Raw genomic sequence first — 18,905 nt, forward strand, 5'->3', positions numbered from 1 at the left:
ATCTCCGGCTTACCATCCTTTATATAGCGTCCGAATCCGTCTGTCCTCGAAGGCGTTCCAGCTCGACGCTCGCCAGCAGCAGCGGGGCGACGCCCATCAGCACATCGCTGACGACCCTCTCGCTCATATAATATTCATAGGAGCCGTCGCGATATTTGCGCCCGCCCAAGCCGGCCCCGTTACAAATGCTATGGAGATGAACCCCATGTTCATCCTCGGTTACGAAGCGCTCAAGAATCCCGTCATAAGCTCGCTCCACCGCCTGCCTGTCAATCTCCGCCAAATAGCCGAGCCGAATGCCCTTAGCCAAGGCATACGTCAACATGCACGAGCCCGACGACTCCAAATAGTTTCCTTGGCGGCCGTTGCAGTCCAGCAGCTGGTACCATACGCCGCTCTCCTGATCCTGTACGCGCAGCAAGGCATTTGCCATCCGCTCGAAAATCCCCATCAGCTGTCCGCGCTTTGGATGATGGACGGGAAAATGCTCAAGTGAGTCTACGAGCGCCATGGCGTACCAGCCCATCCCGCGTCCCCACACATGCAGGGAACGGCCCGTGCTGCCATCGCACCAGCGCTGCTCCCTGCTCTCGTCCCATGCGTGATGCAGCAATCCCGTTTGCGGGTTGCGCGTTCGCCGTTCGATCAACAGCAGTTGATGCGCCGCTTCATCGAACCAACCGCTCTCGCCAAAGGTCTTGGCAAATTCGGCCATGAACGGAGAAGACATGTACAGGCCGTCCAGCCACATTTGGAAGGGATATATTTTTTTATGCCAATATCCGCCTTCTTCCGTACGGGGCTGGCCGATCAATTGGGTAATAAGAAGCCGGGCAGCTTGCTCATACTTAGATTCTCCGCTCTCTCTCCATAGTCTCAGCAGGTTTTTTCCTTCGTTAATATGGTCGAGATTATATTCCTCCAGCTTATAGCCGCGAATGGAGCCGTCCTCTTGGATAAAGATGTCGATATGCCGCTTCACTGTTGCTTGGTATTCGGCTTCTTCCGTCCAGTCGCCGAGCCGGCCGATCGCCGTCAGCGCCATGCCAGCCACATAGCCCCACTTACCCGCGATATTCGGGTGATAGCCGTCTTGGCTTTGGGACAGGATCGTTCTGGCGACCCGAACGGAAATGCGTTCGGCACTAAGTATTTCAGTTGCAGTGTTCATTAGCCTTCCCCTCCTTCGGTTACGTTGCCATCAACGGCAAAGAACTAAAATCTTCTGGAATCTCGACTAAATACAAATTGCCATATCCATTCTTATCACTTGTGAAGATCAGCCTTTTTCCGTCCGCATTAAAGCGCGGGTGGGCATGCACCTTCTGCGAATGAAAGCTGCATCGCAGCTCGCACAGGATGCGCGGTCCCTCGTATACGCCGTCCATCTTGCGCCATAGGCTAAGCGTCTTGACTGCTCCCTTGCCATCCACTATGGCTTGACCCAATCCGTCCGCATAGCCATGCCAAGTGTCAAAGCCAAACTCCGTCTCTTCCATGCCCGTGTTATCATAACGAATACTGCCAAAAAAGTTGGTGCCATCCGCACGGAATCCATGATAGCCGACCGTTACGCCATCGGGATAAAAAAACTCATGCCCAACCTTCTCGCCATCCTCCAGCCGCTCCCTGATCTTCCAAGCCTGGCCGGTGCGCAGGTCCAGCCCCCAAATGCGGTGGTCAACCAGATGCCATGGGCCTTCGTGGCAGAATGTCATCAGCCAAGGCTCCTTTGGGGATGTATTGATATGGGTAATGAACTTGTTCGCTTCGTATACCTTCTCTCCGCCGCCGGCCTGCGCATCAATACGTACGATCATGCTGTGGGGCGCAGCCTCCATGAGCTCCCGATGGCCGACATAGCCGTTGCCAAGATCGAGCCGGATGCGATGCGACAGATCCTCTTGCACGCAGGTCATCACGAACCGGCCGTCGGCTGTCGCGTTCGCATTGCCTAGATGATAGCCCTCCGGCGCTTCGTAGATCAGCTTCTCTTCAAGCGATTCCAGATCCAGACGAACAAGGCTTCGTTCGATCTTGACGAACGCCGCGCTTCCGTCCGGAAGCAGGCAAGCATCCAATCGATCGATATCCTTGTAATCCGTCAGCTGGGTGATCAAACCGCTGTTCACATGCAGGCTGTACAGGTTCGCGCAATTCCCCCTGTCCGAGATGAACAACAGCCGTTGTTCACCGTCATACCAACCGTTTTCCGTAAAATATAAATGATAGCTATGCGCCTTATAATTGGTTAATTGCGTGACTTCAAGGCCTGTTAGCCGATCGATCTCCGTCTTCCGTTCCGAGGGCCATACCGTTCCTTTTGCAGACATGCTCCCGCCTCCTGAATTTGAGAACTTTGGAATTCTCTACAGCCAGGGCTTCAGCCCCTCCCATTTCACCGACCAGCTTCCATCCTGCGGGAAGCCTGGATTGCAGGCAGCCGATTTAGCCGCTGGTTCTCCGCCTTCGTCTTCCTTCCAGCCGGCAGCCATCATGGCAACCGCAGCCAGCAGGCCCCCGTTGCCAGGCAGATAAGCGGATAAACCAGGGCGCTGATAATTATGACCGTTGGTTAGGTAAGTATTTTTGGAAGCATCCATCAAAAGAAAATCCACGGCGAGATCCGGTTCTCCGAGTCTAGCCGCCGTCATGGCACACATCGGGAAATCCCAGCCCCATGCCGATTCCCAGATCCACACTTCCTTCACCTTCAGCAGTGTATCCAGCATGACCTTGCGGTCGATCAGCGTGCCCGGCAAAATGCCAAGCGCCCCCAGCATGGACGGATGATCGCGATTTTTCGTCTGAAATGTTTCCGGGCACAGCTCATGGGCGAGATACACGCCTTCCGCCTGCGGAGGCTCGGCTAACGAACCGGCAACCTCTGCCCAAAGCGGGTTCACGGGCTGCTGCATGCGTTCCGCCCAGCGAATGGCAATCTCCAAGCCGTACTTCCAGTATTCCAGCTCGTATGGCGGATTTTTGCTGTCCTGCATCGAATGGCATTCCTGCGCAGGAATAAGGGGCGGTCCCAGATCATATACTCGCTTCTCGTTATTCCAATGCGCAAAGGAAACCATGAAATCCGCCGCTTCGAACACGATGCTGCGGAACCGCGTAAGCGTAGCGCTCGACGGATCTGCCTCATAACATAGCTCGGCAAGCGTCATCGGATGCGGCTGCTGCCAAATTAGACCGTTCGCGACCGGCGATGGGCAAGGCTTGCCGTCGAAGCCAACCATTTTGGGCCAACGCGCCCCTTCGTAACCTTGAGACTGCGCCAATTCGCGCGCTACCGGTAAAATTCGCTCATACCAATCCATGCTGTTCAGCAAATAATTCTCTCTGCCCCACAATGGAAAATGAGCCGCATGCCACCAATGCATCTCCAGATGCGACTTGCCGAACCAGCTATTGTACATCAGGCCGGTTTCTTGCGGAGGCAGCGAGCCGCCGCTGTGCAGCGCAAGCAAAAATTGCGACAATACGACGCGTCTCTCCAGCTCATAGGCTCTTGGATCCGCGCTTCCGGAGAAATCGATCGCCGCGCCGCTCATCCAGAACGACTCCCAATGACGCGCGCTCGCGGCCTTAATGGCTTCAACCTCTGCCGTCTGCGCCGACTCCTGGGCGAAGCCTACGGAGAATTCCAGCGATTCTCCGCTCCGGTCCGGCAGCAGCGTGAATTCGTGCACGCCGGTCCGCTCGAGGCTCCCGGCGCTCCAAGACCAGTTGACCTCATAGCGGTCCTCGTCCATGCTTCTCGCGATCATTGCCCCTTTATCGCCCGACTCGCCCAGCTCCGTAAGATGCCTGCCGTCATTGCCCAGATCCGCGAAAACGGCCTTGGCCCATGTGGTTGAGACCATATCCGGCGCAGGAAAACGAATGAACACCTGCAGCCTTCCTTGTTTAATAAGCGGTGAATCGACATTTACCCCGATCGCGTCAATCGTCGGATGGCAGGCCGTCGTGACATGAACCGGCACACTGTTTACTGCGAATTCGCTTGTCAAAATGCCTGACCAAAGATTCATTTTCTGGCTAATTTCCGTTATATCCCCGGCTTGCGCTTCTTCGCCTGATTCTGTTAGGAACCGAAACGAAATGCGGCCAAGCTGAAGGCGGTGCGGGTTCTGGCGCAGCCAGTGGTAAGCCTCCGGCTTGTCGCCCGGCTTCATCGCATACCCGACCTCTCGGCCGTGCGTATCGTAGGGTTGGTACGCGGCATCGCGTTCATTGAACCGTCCCGGACCGCCCGTGTAATGCCATCCCCAATTGGACTGCGTGCCCAGCGGCACCTCATATTGATTCGGAAAAGTCTGCAGGCCGGTAATGTCGGCGCTGAAGGCAAATTCGCCATTGCCTACGGAGAACGGGGACAAAGGATCCCATTTATTCAGCTCCGGTTGATGGCGTTCCACGATCTGTCGTCTGTCCATTGGCTCCTCCTGTCTGTTAGAACCCGATGGCCGCCCAACGTATACTCATTCGAACGGAAAATCCATCCGGGTTCTCATCATATCCCGGAACTTGCCCGGGGTAATGTCCTTGTATTTGCGGAAGCTGCGAATAAAGCTGTTCTCATGCTGATAGCCGACCATCAGCCCGATATCCGAAATGCGGTCATCCGTCTTCAGCAGCAGCTCGCTCGCCCGCTCGATACGAAGACGGGTCAAATAGTTATAGATCGTCTCGCCCGTTTCTTGTTTGAACAGCTGGCTGGCAAGGCTGCTGCTAATGCCAATCGCTTCGGCGATTTCCGGTATGCCGATCGGCTCGTTTAGATTTTGCTTCAAGTAGTCGATCATCCGCTGGCACATTATAAAATCCTTGCTCTCGGCCAATCGGCGGAAACGCTGCGCCAGCACGGTAACCCGCCTCTCCAGTTCGCCTTGGATATCCTCCAGGCAAAGGGTATCGAGCCGGACATTGGTTTGACAATCGGAGATGTCCGAAGCCGGCCGGATTTGCTCGATCCGCTCGATGGCCGACTGCAGGAATGCTACGGCATCCGATGGATATCCATACTGACTGCGGATATGATCGGTCATACGGCCGACGGCTTCCATTGCTCCCGGCTCCTCGCCCATTTCTATAGCAACAATCAATTCATCCAGCGTGCTTTCATGCTGCAGCGGCTCGTTCACTTCATGCCCGGACACCTCATGGAACATGATTACCTGCCCATAGCCCTGGTACAACCGGTATGTAAGCGCATTCTCCGCTTCTAGCATTACCTGCTTTAATTTGGCAATATCCGTCTGCGTGTTGCTGACGCCCGCCGATACGCTAAATTTCAATAAGCGCGACACAACCTCCAGCGATTCAGCCAGCGCGCTCTCGCAGCGCAGTCCTTCTACGCGCGGCTGCAGCAGGATGGCGGTCTTATCCGTACCGAAATCGGCGCATACGATTCGCCACTGCGGTTCGAACAGCTCTGCAACAATATTGGCCAAAGCAAACTTCAACAGCGAATGATCGCCGCCGGTGAATGTACGGGACCATTCCTCGTAACGGTCGATCGACAGAACAGCCACCGTCACCGGCGCCGCCGTCCATTCTCCGAAATAACGGTTCCATTTCTCTTCGATATCCCGCTTCCCGCTGAGATTGCCGGAATAAATATCGGTAAGCAGCTTCGAGGCAGCCTCCGACATCGACTCCCGGACAAGCTGTGCCAGATGCGCGTGATTGGTGAGCAATTCTCCGGCAAGCTTCTCCAGATCCATGCCCTCCGGTCCGCTCGTCTTGCGGTCATACCTGCTGAACAGCTGCTTGAGCCTGCGTACGGGGCGGAAAGCTGCCGCATTAATATAAAAAATCGTTGCCCCGCCAAGCCCGAGAGCCGCGATGGATACAAGCAGAACCACCTTCGCCACCCGCTTGGACTTAGCCAGCAGGCTATCCTGCTCAACGATCGACACATAGCTCCATCCCGTTACGGGCGATTCCAGCTGATTAACGAGCAATTGGCGATTCTGGATGGTGATATCCCCGCTATCATCCTCTCTCAGCGTCTCAATCGCGCGGTTCACCGACTCTTGATCGAACGCATAGTTTGAAACGGAGTAAAGCAGTTCGTCATGCTCGTCGATAATATAGCGCATCCGGTTCAAATTGCTCATGAGCGGCGGATTCAGCTTTGCGAATAATTCCTCGTTTTTAAGATTGACGGCAACGATTCCTTTGAACTCCCCTTGAATCGTGATCTTGCGGAACAGCGTAACGCTTGAGCCTTTGGCTCCTGCCCCTTCCGGTACCATCCGTTTCTTAATGAGCGTCGTCCTCTCTCCGAATTCAGAGGCTACGCCGGTCCAGTCGGAGTCGTCGAATGTCAGCTTATTGGAGCTGAAGCCCTGCGGAATGGCCAGAAAGCTTTCCCGGGTAAGATCATAGACGTAAATGCTTTTGATATACTTGGAATTGCTGATTAATGTCGATAGAAACTGGTAGGCCTCCGTAATATTCGTATAAGAGCCCTGTACGCTGCTTGTCAAAAACTTGTAGACATTATCGCTCACAGCGACTTGAATCGCGACCTTGTCGCTCTCGCTGACCAACTCGTCGATCACGTTCATATCGAGCTTCAGCATCTGGCGCTGCAATTCGCTGAGCTCTTCTTGCATCACCGACTTCGACGTGTTGTACGAGGTCAGACTTACAGCCAGAATAATGAGAAAGACGGAAACGGTCAAAATTAGCACGAGCCTCACTTGGGTATGTGCCAGATTATATTTCAACCATTTCTTGATAGACTGTGTCACGATAAATCCCACCTTATGCCGAGGATCCTTCTATTATAACGTGATCCCGTCCTCGCAACATACTCAGTCCGATCTTCTTGCTCACACTCCAGACCCGTTCAACCCTTCTCTATCAACCATTCTTTCATTCGCTGCGTTTCAATGCCGGCAAGCAGTACGATGCCGATGCCATGCGTATCATTCAAGTTCCAGCCTAAATCATGCTTGTAGTAAGCATGGGAGTATGACCAGCTGGAACCTTTGCATACCCCGTACAGATTCCCCCGTTTGTCGACGGCCCGCTCGCATAATCCCTGCCAGCCGGCCAGCGCCGCCCGGATGTAAGGGTCCGGATTCTCGAGCCAGCTATGGCGGATCCCGAGCGCAAAGCCGTAGATGAACATTGAGGTGCAGGAGGATTCCTCATACGACTCCGCATCGATCAATACTTGATGCCACAGGCCATGCTTTCCCTGCAGCCTGCGGTATCCTTCGGCCAGCTCCCGATAGAAAGCGAGTATCGACGGATAACTGGCATGCGTAATTGGCAATGCTTCGAGCAATACGGCCAGCGAGAAAAACACCCAGCCGTTGCCCCTGCCCCATACCGTCCCGGAGGGCTTGTTATTGGCGACATCATACACATGGGACATGACCTGCCGGTCCGCCATGTACAAATACTTCTTATAAAGCAGCAGCTGCTTGGCGGCTTCATCCCTATAGCCCGGATCGCCGGTAAGCTCGGCATACCTGCACAGGAAAGGAACGCTCATGTACATATCGTCGCACCACATCGTGTTATGCATGCTTGGCGAGACGCCGACCTTGCGGTAAAGCGCGCCGTCTTCCATGCGATCCTGAACGTTCATAATATAATGGGCAATGTCATCCGCCACCGTACGCGAGCCTTTAAGCGGACGGATCCGTTCAGCCATAATGGCCAACGCTCCGAAGGAGCCGCAGTCATCCAGGCTATCGATATGCGACAGCTGATTATTCAAGCCTGCTGCTCCGAATCGCTCACGGTCCCACAGGGAGTATGCATAAGTCGATGTCGCGAACTCGACATGGCCCGCAACATAATTCGCCAGCTCTTCGCGCTGCAGCAGCCCGCCTGTACCGAGCAGCCCGGACAGCGTGACGCCAAGCGGATAATTCCAACGGCCGTACAGCTCGTTTTCGAGAAATGGACGCACATTTGCTTCCGGCTGGTCCGTCGTCCAGAAGATGTTCATGCGGAGGTCAGCTGCCACCTTGTCGAGTGCCAGATAATCAGCCGGATTAATATTCGCTTCCGGTGAGAGCGGACCCAGCAGCAGCCATTGACCTTTATAGCCATGCACGCGACGTCCGAGAACCAGTTCAACGCCAGGCGCTGCAATGTCCCCAAGCTGAAAGCCCCATCCTTGCGCATCGCAGCGGCACTGGGCGATGAGATCGCTGCTACCCGGGTTTGCGTCAAGCTCGAAGGAGAAGTCTCCGGATTCTTGTGCCGCGTACACTTCTTTTCCCTGCCATAATAACCGTAATGGACCATAGGAGGCTCCGGCGATCGTGACTTGCTGCTTCGAGGCGGTACGGTTCGAGATCGTTGTCCATGCATAAGCCGAATAGCCAGGCTGCATGCCATATAGAAGATCCAAACGCCCCTTCCCCTCTTCACATACAGGCAGCCATTCCGCTCCGGTGGCTGCCTCCGCCTGATTCGCGCCCGGGATGCGATTCAGCGGCTCGGCCGACGGTGCCGTATAGATCCAGCCTTCCTCCCCTTCCCGCTCATCGGACGGCGCCAGAAAGTGAAAAGGCTTATTTTTGCGGCTGCCTGTTCCGAAGGCTGCGCCACAGTTCCCTTCCCGGCCCTTACCCAGCTCCAGAACAAAGTGGTTCCAACCCCGTACCAGATTCACCTTCAGCTTGATCGGCAGCGCGGGTGCTCCTTGCGCCGCCTCGGAAAACTCCTCTTCCGGAGAGGATCCGAAGCGCTGATTACCATTATGGTACAGCCTCACTGGCCCGAAGCAGCGAAGATGGAAGATGAACTCCTGCGGCTGCTCGATCCAAAGCTTTGCCCAGGCATAAACCCTCTGGCCCTCTTCCATATCCTTGAACATGCTCTGCAGCGGAAATTCATATAAATGATCCGCTCCTTTGCGAATCGCGCTGGTCCGCGTCACCCGATACACCGGCTCATGCGGCGGATTGTCGCCAACATACCGCTGCGCGATAACCTTAAGCACATGCGGGATGCTGCCGCCCTCCGTCTGCGCTGCCATGCTTTCCATCGGATCGAAATACCGGCTTAGGTTTGCTGCCATTACACTCCGCCTCCCTGGCCGCTTAGGCTCTCTTGACGTTCCTGCGATCCACTGCCAGTGGTGTCGGTACCGTTTTCCAATACCTCCTCGATCGTAACCAGGCGATGCTCCTTCACCGAGCGCCAGACCGCTTCGCCCGTCGCCACCGAATAAGCGCCGTCAACCGCGCCCGACAAGATACGGAACGGACGTCTACGGTCCTCACCCATGAATAGGTCTTCCAGCAGCAGCGGATCCCCCCCGCCATGTCCGCCTTCCCGGTGCACGACATGTATCGTTTCCTTCGAGCGGAACAATGGAAAGTAGTCGATCGTTTGGACAGGCGTAGGGAAAGGCGTTCTGCCAGGCATATGATATTCCACCGTCTCGAGCCTCCCTTTCGTCCCGTTAATGGCCAGCCTATAGCCTTCATAAGGCAGCGAGAAGTTGACGGAATAACTGAGCAGCGCACCGCCGCTGTATTTCACGGTCGCGGTATACGTATCTTCAATTTCAATTTCCGAATCGAAGATGCAGCGGTCCGGACGGTAATCCGAATAGGGAAACGCCGCAGGCTTCCCTGCATCGAGAGACCCAAGATGATCATCCGGCACTTTAAGATTCCGGCTGCGGGCATTCCAACGCGAGTAATATGAGCAATCCTCGGTATGTGCACAGGTGCTGCAGAACCGGCCGTCCTCCTTCTTCGGATTCGCCTCGCCCTCGGCGCCATAATAATTCAAAGCGCCAAATGCGAACACTTCTGCCGGCCTCTGATCAATCCACCAATTGACTAAATCGAAATGATGCGTGCTCTTGTGCACGGACAAACCACCCGACAACTCGCGGTCCCGGTTCCACCTTTTGAAGTAGCTGGAGCCGTGATACGTATCCAAGTACCAATTCAAGTCAATCGACGTTATTCTGCCAAGCTTCCCATCTTGCACAATCTCCTTGATCTTCGTATGAATCGGGGCATAACGGTAGTTGAATGTCACAATGACAGAGCCCTTGCTCGCTTTCTCCGCTTCGATAACACGCTTGCTGTCCGCCCCCGTCGTCACCATCGGTTTCTCCGTAATGGCATCTAGATCACGCTCAAGTGCGGCAATCAAGTACTGCGCATGCGTGTCGTCGCGGCCTGCGACGATAATTACGTCTGGCTTCGTCTCATCCACCATACGATCAAACTCGTTCTCGCCGTAGGTTCTTATGCCGGCATGCTCCGGGTATCTCGAACGGTACAGCTCAAAGCGCATCGGATCGCGGTCGAGCAAGCCGACAAGCTCGCAGCTACCGGCGAAAGTAGTCAGGATAGGCTTCGCGAACATGCCCAGCGCACGTCCGCTCACTCCGCAAATGGCGTATCGTTTTCTCATCTGATCCAATCCTTTCTTGCATTTACAAGATCATGAAGACAGCCGCAGATGCTTATTTCTTCACTTTCGCATACCATTCTTGAACACGCTTGGTGACGGCCTCGCCTCCGGCGTGATTCCAGCGGTCCACGAACTCGTCAAATTTCTCCAACGGCCACTCGCCAATGACGATCTTCGTCAAATATTCTTGGAAAAGCTTATGCGATTGAATATCCGGGAAACCTTCGTATACCGTATTCGGCAATCCGTCGCCGGCGATTCGACGCGCATCGGACGTGCTGACCGCGAAGACATCCTGAACCATCTTCTGCATGTCTTCCGGAATCGTCTCCTTGATCCGTACATCCATGTCTTCCTTGGTTGTCAGATTGCGCATCCCAAGCGCGATTGGGCGGCTGTCCTCCGGAGGCAACACTACCTTCTTGCCGTTTACGACTTCATGTTGCTGCCCCTCGATGCCAAAGCGAATGAATTCATCGTTGCTTTGGTCATAGAAGAAATCGAGCAGCTTAAGGGAATATTCGGCTTTATCCTTTGCGACAGTCGGGATCATCCACTCTGGCTCACCCATGCTTTTCTGCGTAACAAAACCTTCAAAACCTTCAGCCTTAGGTACCGGCATGCCGACTACGTAAGCATCCGGCGCTCCTTTGAGCATCGCGGTATAGCGGTCGCGGAGGTTAGCCGGAAGGTGATACCAGCTGCCGACCAGGTTATTGTTGATTTTGGCCTGCCACACATCGCCTTTGTTCAGGAACGTCTCATTGTCCAAAAGCTTCTCTTCGTATAACTCGCGAATATACGCGATAGCGGCCTTCATATTTTTCGTAACGCCGGCGTATTGAATTTCTCCCTCATAGATATCCCATTCCGGTACGCCTTCCCACATCGCGACGCCATACATGCCGAACAGGTGGTCCATCCACTTGCCAAACTCGCGTCCCGAGGTAGGCAGCTCATCTGCTTTGCCATTGCCGTTCGGGTCCTTGTCCCGGAATGCCCGCAGCACCTCTTTATATTCCTCTGTTGTTTTCGGAATAGACAGTCCTACCTTGTCAAGCCAGTCCTGACGGATCATCGGCGCCCGCTCGGGTACGAGAAACACCTTAGGCACGTAGTAGATATGGCCGTCCGGGGAAGCTGATCTTACGATATCCCATGCTTCTTCCGGAATGTTCTTCCAAACATTAGGCGCGTACTTCGGCAGCAATTCATCAAGCGCCAAAGCGCCGCCTTGCTTGATTAACGTCTGCTCGATGCCCCCAATCGGACGGAGAATGTCCGGCAGATCATCAGAGGCAATCATCAGGTTCAGAAATTCCGTCGGCTCCGAGCCGGGTGCCGTCGTCACCAGCTCATATACGACTCCCGTCTTCTCCTCCACATATTTCACATGCTCATTATCTTTGCCTGGAATGGTTCCTACGCCCATATGGCTTTTGAATACTTTTACCGTAACGGGATTGTTCTTCCCCGCGTCATTCCCTGAAGCTGCAGGCTTCTCTCCATTGCTGGAGCAGCCGGAGAGAATCGAAACGACCAGCAGCGATACCAAAGCGGATACTCTGGCCGACTTTCCAAAAACATGTTTCATCATGTGTTCAGTCCCCCTTTTAAATGTAGTAGTGCTATATATCAAGCCGGCGCCCCGGCTTCATACCGCTTTTTCTTCCGCAATAAGACCCGTTATTCTTTCAAGGAACCCAGCATAGAGCCCTTCACGAAATATTTTTGCAAATAAGGATATACGAGAACAATCGGAATCGTCGCGAACAATATTGTAGCCGCTTTCAACGTTGTCGTATTGAAATCGTAATCTCCTAGAACCAGATTGACTGCGGCAAGCTCCTCCGGCGAGGTCAAATAAGCGCGAAGCTTCGTTTGCAGCGGCCATTTCTCCGGATCGCGGATGAACAGCACCGCCCGCTGAAAGGTATTCCAATAGCCTACCGCATAAAACAGGCTTACGGTGGCCATCACCGGCTTTGAGAGCGGCAAATAAATTCGAAATAAGATGCCGGCCTCATTGCAGCCGTCGATCCGCGCGGAATCATCAAGCTCTTTCGGGATACCCGTAAAGAAGGTACGGATAATGATCATGTTGAACGTGCCGATTACCCCCGGCAAAATGAGCGACCATAGCGAGTTCATCATGCCAAGCTCGCGCACCGTCAGAAAAAACGGGATCATCGGCGCATTGAAGATCATGGTAATGATAATACCGAGCATAACCGGCTTGCGGATGAGAAATTGCTTATGCGATAACGGATAGGCCGTCAGCACCGAGAACAGCATGCTCAGAAAAGTTCCGGCGACCGTTATATAAACGGTGATACCGAACGACCTCCACAGCCCCGTGTTTTGCAAAATGTGCGACCAGGATGCCGTCGTGAATTCAACGGGGAACAGAAACACCTGCTTGGAATCCGCCGCGATCGGCGAGCTGAAGGAGACGGCCAGCAGCTGGAGAAGCGGAAGCAGCATCGTGGCAGCCGCAGCGATAAGAAACGCGTAATTGAAAAACTGGAATAGTTGATCTCCTGTAGTCTTTCTCATCACCACAACCCCTGTTCTGTTTTTCGGGCCATGCGGTTAAATATCCACAATAGCGCGAATCCGATGACCGATTGGAATAATCCGATCGCTGTCGTGACGCTGTACTGCCCTTGCAGCACGCCTGCCCGGTATACATACGTCTCGATAATGTCCCCGACCGAATACGTCATCGGCGTCAATAAGTTATAAATCTGATCAAAACCAAGCTCCAGGAAGTTTCCGATATTCAATAGGAACAGTACGAGAATGGTTGGGAACATGGTAGGCAGCGTAATATGGATCGTCTGCTTCCACCGGTTTGCCCCGTCCATGACAGCCGCTTCATATAAGCTCGGATTAATGCCAGCGATCGCGGCCAAGTAGATGATCGTTCCCCAGCCCACATCCTTCCAAATGCCGGATATGACGACAATGGCGCGAAAATACCGTTGTTCCTGCATGAACAGAATCGTTTCCTGCCCGAACCATCCCCGCATCATATTGAAGACGCCTTGACTCGACAGCAATTCGAATACGATGCCGCCAACGACGACCCAGGATAAGAAATGCGGGAGATAGAACAAGCTCTGCATGACCCGTTTGGCAAGCATCAACCTGACTTCATTAAAGAGAAGAGCTAAGATGATCGGTGCCGGGAACCCAAACACAAGTTGATATAGGGCGATTGTCGCCGTATTTCTTAATACTAAATAGAAATCTTCGTACGTGAAAATAAATTTGAAGTTGTCGAGCCCGACCCATGAGCTTGACAGCATGCCTTTGAAAATCTGATAGTCCTGAAACGCGATCACGCTGCCGGCCAGCGGTAAATATTTAAATACGAGATAATAGATGATGCCGGGCAGTATCATGACGTACAGCATCCAATACTTACGCATATTTACGAGATAACGATTCCCCGTCAATTGGAATCTCTCAGTCGATACGCGAGTGGAGCCGGGCTCCAATTGATCTTGCGCATTTGCCATCGTGAACCTCCTTCGCTTCTTGTACCGCCATCTTACCTGTTCAAGCGCAGTATAAACAATTGATCAATTCAACATGGCACACACAAATCCGCGATCCGGCCCAAATTGGACGATTCGCGCACTCAAACCGCGATAGGTTGGTGAACAAACGCGGCTGTCCCACCTTTCGGATGCTGTTCTTCAAGCATGAGAAAAAGCCGCAGCAGCAAGGCCTTAGGGGATTTGTTGATGCTGTGGCGGATTGGTTTGTTGACGCCTGGCGGCAGTTCCTCATCGTCTCTATCCCTGCCGGACTCAAAGAAGACTGCCGGGATTTTCTCGGCAGTCTTCTGGGCGGACAGGAATACCTATCCTTTTACACGGCTCGTTCGTTGGTAATCCGCTTACTTATTGTATACCCTGTAAAGCAGGACTGCGGCTTCTGCTCTTGTCGTATTCGCAAGAGGTTGAAGCTCACCTCCGCTTCCGGCAATAAGGCCTTCTTTAACCATTTTTGCTAATTCTTCTGCTGCATAGTCTGCGACATCCTCCCGGTCTGCAAAGTTATCTAGGCTGTTATCCATTCCGGTTACGTTAAGCTTCTTCGCGATTGCCATAGCTCTTGCGGTCAATACCATCATATCCTGCCTTGCTATCGGCTCTTCCGGATTAAAGCGATTTTCGCCTTTTCCTTTTGCAAGGCCAAGCGCTTTAGCGATACCTACGGCTTCATAGTAATAGTCTTCGGTATTCAGATCAGCAAAATTCGAATCGGCTTTTGCCGTTAACCCAAGCGTCTTGATCAGTAATAAGGTAAAGTCAGCCCTAGTAACCGCGGCAGCGGGTTCGAATGTATTTTCTCCGACTCCATTAATAATGCCTTTGGACGCCAAGATGTTTACCGAATCTTTTGCCCATGCGTAGCGTTCTAGATCGCCAAAGGTTTTAAAAACAGACACTACGGCGAATGACCCCGTCCCTGCGGCTGCAAATGTGACCCTTCCTGCTGCCGTATTATACCTTCCACTAGGTACAGGCTGGGTATTTCCCTGTCCGTCTATAAACCATACCGTAATATGCTCGGGACTCTTCAATTCCTTGGCTGTCGGTTTGTAAGGTACAGATACGGTTACGGGTTTCTCGGGATTGTTGAATTCTAAATTATGGCCGTCGGCAAAGACATTCAGATGGATAACCGGGTTATCTCCGATTTTGTCCTTCACCTGTGCAGGAAGAGCCGTTATATCCCCGATACCGATGCTTAAGCCGATTTCTTTGGCAGAGACATTAGCGCCCGAGAGCATCCCCTCCGGCACAACAATGGTTCCCAGCTCTGTTTTTATCTCCATTTTTCGGATGGCATCGTTATGGGTAAGAAAATCGGCCGGAAGAACCGCCGTATAGGCCTTCGCTCCGTCTACCTTAGGGATGTCGACAGTGATGATCTTATAGCCGTCTTTATCCGTTTTTGCCTGATCAAAAGCATCTGTCATGTCCTTTATTGCCAGGATCATCTTTGCTTCTCCTGTTTTGGGGTCTAAGACCGGTTTCGAAGTTCCCGTTTCAGGCTGGCCGGTGTTATCCGGTACGGCGGGCGCCCCCAAGGTCCTAACCTTTACGATATTGGACTTTTCTGATTCTCCGCTGGCGTTTTGGGCTACGATGTAATAGCTGTATTCAACACCCGGCTTGACCGTGCGGTCATAATAAGCACCTACTTTGGCAGAACCTGGATTGTATACACTCTCGCCAACGGATTCCCTATAAATGTTATATTGGGTTGCATCGCCATGGGCTGCCCAGATGAGCCCGACGAAGGATTCGCCCACTAATCCAGTAATGAGATCGGAAGAAGCGGAGGGTACGGGCACTGCGATAGTAAGCGCATCGCTTTGTGCCGACTCTCCCATTTCGTTTACTGCCGTTATTTTGTAGCTGTAGCCGGTCTCCGTCACACTAATGCCGTCATCGACAAAGCCGGCGGACTCGGTGCTTGCTACCTGGGCATATCCATTTTCGCTATTCCCTTTCCTATAAAGGTTGTAACGTTCTGCCCCGTCGACCGGGTTCCATTGCATTTCGATAGCAAAGGTCGTTACCGAACCTGCCAAAATGCCTGAAGGGATTTGCGGAAGAAGCACGGGCTGTTGGGTCGCGGCACTCACGCTGTCTGACTTGCCTGACTCGCCGCCGATTCCTATCGTCGATACCTTATAGAAATAGGAAGAGGAAGGACTCACCGTCTTATCGGTATATGCTGCCGTTAACGAACTGCCAACCTTATGGTAAAGGCCTTCAGGCGCTTCTGCTCTGTAGATGCTGTAGCTTGTAGCTCCTTCGGCCGCTGCCCAGCCAAGCCCCACGCTCATGCTCTTTTCCGTCGTAACAATTAAACCCGTTGGCACAGGCGGTACGGGCTGCGCAGGATCAAAAGTAACCACTTCCGCAATATCGGAGAATGGAGATTCACCTCCGGCATTCAAGGCTGTCACTTTATATTGATAGGTAATCCCTTGGACGATCGCCGTATCCTCGTACTCTGCCGCTGCGGAACTGGCAACGGCTTTAAATACATTGTTAATAGAAGAGGAACGATAGATAAGATAAGAAGCCGCGTCACTCGCCGGTGACCATTTTAGCGAAACAGAGCTGCCTGCTGCGAAAGCTGCCGTAAACCCGGACGGACCGCTGGACGGAGGTTCTGTTTGCGGACTTGTCGGTTTAAGGATTACATAATAGCTGCCTTTCGAAGTGCTGCCATTCGCCCCCATCGTTACCAATGACCCTGCAGAATAATGTTTTTTGTACAGCCGGTACTCCACCGGTTGATCATCCGCAATCGTCTCGCCCGTATCCTCATAGGCGGCTAGCCATGCAGGAAGCTCAGGAATCCTCGTATCGTAAACTACATAGACATCCGCATCGGCAGCCAGATAGAAGGAAAGCAGGTCGCTGCTTGCAGCGCTTCTAGACTCCATCGCAGCCCGAATCCACTCCATGCCTTTCAACGCATCCGGTATGGTTACGAGCTTGTAAATTTTGGAGCCGGTCGATCGATCTCCGTATTCCACGTCTCCCGGCTGAAAATTTTGCTGAACCGACCATTTGGATGCATTAACGCCTCCGTTTTTACTATTATCGTTAATGACGACATTTCTGACCCATTTCCCGTCCATACTGGCTGTTGGCGTTGGAACAGGCGTTGGTGCCGGTTCTGCCGGCGGAATGAACGGCGGTCCGGACCATGCTGCCGGGGTTAAGGGATAATTCGCAGGGAAGCCGGCTGCCGCCAGCTCATTCAAATAATCCTCCAGATGGGTATAGCCATCTCCATTGCGGTCACCGTTTCCATCTCCCGGATCATTCGGGTTCAATCCATTTTCTTGTTCCCAGGCGTTGGGCATGCCGTCCCGGTCCGTATCGGCTGGGGCTGTTTCTTTTTTCAATACCGAATACCCGCCTACATCATTCTCATGTCCAATAATCGCTCCGGTCTGTTTCCTCACATTATCAACAATCCGCTGATCAACCGCGTCCCTTGCCAGAGACGACCCGGAGTGGTTCAAAACATGGTTGTATGCAGCTTCCGGTAATTCCGTATGGACGAGGGGATACTCAAACCGCTCCGGCACCATAATGCTAGGCCTGTCTGCCTCCATCATTCCCGCCTCCGTATCTGTACCGTCCAGAATACCGTTTTTATTGCTGTCGATCCGATTGTTATGGAGATAAAGCTTGTAGTTCTCATTTCCGCGCACAATCGCGTATTGGGGGTCTACCGAGTTAATCCCTGCAATAAAATAGTTCCCGACGACATTACCGTACCCTTTGGTACCGGATTCCCCGCCAGCAACATACGGAAACTGGCCCCAGTTGTATACGACATTGTTAACAAAGTCCATCTGTCCTTTCGTTTTCGGATTTCTGTCGTTATTATGGGCATAGAGATTATGGTGCATGGTAATGGTATTCATTTCAATCAGCCCGCCCATCGAGTGGGTAAGCAGAGCCTCCGATATGATCGACCATTGAACCGTTATGTTTTTGGATCTGGGATGATCATAATCCTTGCTTTTGATGGACAAGACTTCATCCGTCGCCCATGAAAATGAAGAGTGATCGACGATCACATTCTGGCAGTCCTCAAAATACATCGCATCGTCTTTCACGCTTAGTTCACCCATCCGAAAGGTCAAATACCTAATAATGATATTGCTGCAGTCATAGAACCGAATATTGTTAGACCGGATGGTTACGCCATCCCCCGGCGCAGTCTGACCCGCTATGGTGATATTGGACTTATTTTTCAATATAATCTGGGGGGTGGTGATTTCTCCCGATATATCGAATACGATGGTGCGCGGGGTGTCCCCCACTGTCGTAAGCGCATCATAGAATGTTCCTGGACCTGTCAGCTCATAGCTAGTGACGTGATACACCTCGCCGCCGCGCCCCCCTAACGCTGCATAGCCGAAACCCTCTGCTCCCGGAAATGCCGGCAATACTGAACTAGCAGCTTTTACTGCGGGATTATGAAGCGGGAATAAAGAAAAACACAGCGCTATACAAAGTATTTGTGCCAAAAACCTCTTCATCTTGCACCTCCGCTAAATGAGTAATGTAATCGCTTTCAAAATATCGTTTGGCAATCCGTCTCTAACAAGCAAATGTCATTCCCTTACCCCAAGCCAAAATGTTTCTTGTTTATATCATCACTCCTGCCCCCTCTGCTTATAGTCACGGTCATCATAACCCTAGCGCTGAAGCCGTTCAATTGATACATCCTCCACCGGATGCGCAATTCCGATAATTCATTGAAATCGACGAAATTGTATATTCCGCCGGCAATTGGTTGGTCTCTTCTAGTTTCCAAAAAATACCTTCATAGACTCATAGGTATATGTATTACCAAGAACATACCCATCATCATAAAATGTACAATGATTTATTTTTCAAAGAATAGTAATCCGCATTCAAGGA

At 52.6% G+C, this 18,905-nt stretch carries 10 protein-coding genes; all 10 read right to left on the bottom strand.

The window, feature by feature from the left end; translation table 11 throughout:
* Positions 1 to 19: 19 nt before the first annotated feature.
* The gene (locus ACN6MW_RS08085; RefSeq protein WP_419875005.1) at positions 20 to 1,171 is read right to left on the bottom strand and encodes a glycoside hydrolase family 88/105 protein; all 1,152 of its coding nucleotides are present in this window, start codon (positions 1,169 to 1,171) and stop codon (positions 20 to 22) included.
* Between the two features lie 19 nt (positions 1,172 to 1,190).
* Positions 1,191 to 2,333, bottom strand: a complete 1,143-nt coding sequence (locus ACN6MW_RS08090; protein WP_419875006.1) for an oligogalacturonate lyase family protein — start codon at positions 2,331 to 2,333, stop codon at positions 1,191 to 1,193.
* A gap of 36 nt (positions 2,334 to 2,369) precedes the next feature.
* Entirely contained in the window at positions 2,370 to 4,445 is a 2,076-nt protein-coding gene (locus ACN6MW_RS08095; RefSeq protein WP_419875007.1) for a glycoside hydrolase family 65, read from the bottom strand.
* A gap of 45 nt (positions 4,446 to 4,490) precedes the next feature.
* Positions 4,491 to 6,770, bottom strand: coding sequence for an AraC family transcriptional regulator (locus ACN6MW_RS08100; protein ID WP_419875008.1), 2,280 nt, complete (start codon positions 6,768 to 6,770; stop codon positions 4,491 to 4,493).
* Between the two features lie 98 nt (positions 6,771 to 6,868).
* A complete protein-coding gene (locus ACN6MW_RS08105; RefSeq protein WP_419875009.1) occupies positions 6,869 to 9,064 on the bottom strand; it encodes a glycoside hydrolase family 88/105 protein in 2,196 nt (731 codons plus the stop codon).
* Positions 9,064 to 10,422, bottom strand: a complete 1,359-nt coding sequence (locus tag ACN6MW_RS08110) for a Gfo/Idh/MocA family protein (RefSeq protein WP_419875010.1) — start codon at positions 10,420 to 10,422, stop codon at positions 9,064 to 9,066. The genes ACN6MW_RS08105 and ACN6MW_RS08110 overlap by 1 nt, the downstream gene beginning before the upstream one ends.
* A 52-nt stretch (positions 10,423 to 10,474) precedes the next feature.
* Positions 10,475 to 12,019: an extracellular solute-binding protein gene (locus ACN6MW_RS08115; protein ID WP_419875011.1), complete on the bottom strand. Its 1,545-nt coding sequence runs from the start codon at positions 12,017 to 12,019 to the stop codon at positions 10,475 to 10,477.
* An 89-nt stretch (positions 12,020 to 12,108) separates the two neighbouring features.
* Positions 12,109 to 12,978, bottom strand: a complete 870-nt coding sequence (locus ACN6MW_RS08120; protein WP_364145751.1) for a carbohydrate ABC transporter permease — start codon at positions 12,976 to 12,978, stop codon at positions 12,109 to 12,111.
* Complete coding sequence (locus tag ACN6MW_RS08125; protein WP_419876301.1) at positions 12,978 to 13,856, bottom strand: ABC transporter permease; 879 nt, start codon at positions 13,854 to 13,856, stop codon at positions 12,978 to 12,980. Before ACN6MW_RS08125 ends, ACN6MW_RS08120 begins: the two co-directional genes overlap by 1 nt.
* A 473-nt stretch (positions 13,857 to 14,329) precedes the next feature.
* On the bottom strand, positions 14,330 to 18,520 hold the full coding sequence (locus tag ACN6MW_RS08130; RefSeq protein WP_419875012.1) for an S-layer homology domain-containing protein: 4,191 nt from the start codon (positions 18,518 to 18,520) through the stop codon (positions 14,330 to 14,332).
* Positions 18,521 to 18,905: the final 385 nt, after the last annotated feature.

The sequence above is a fragment of the Pristimantibacillus sp. PTI5 genome (genome assembly GCF_048572955.1).
Classification (GTDB): Bacteria; Bacillota; Bacilli; order Paenibacillales; family Paenibacillaceae; genus Pristimantibacillus.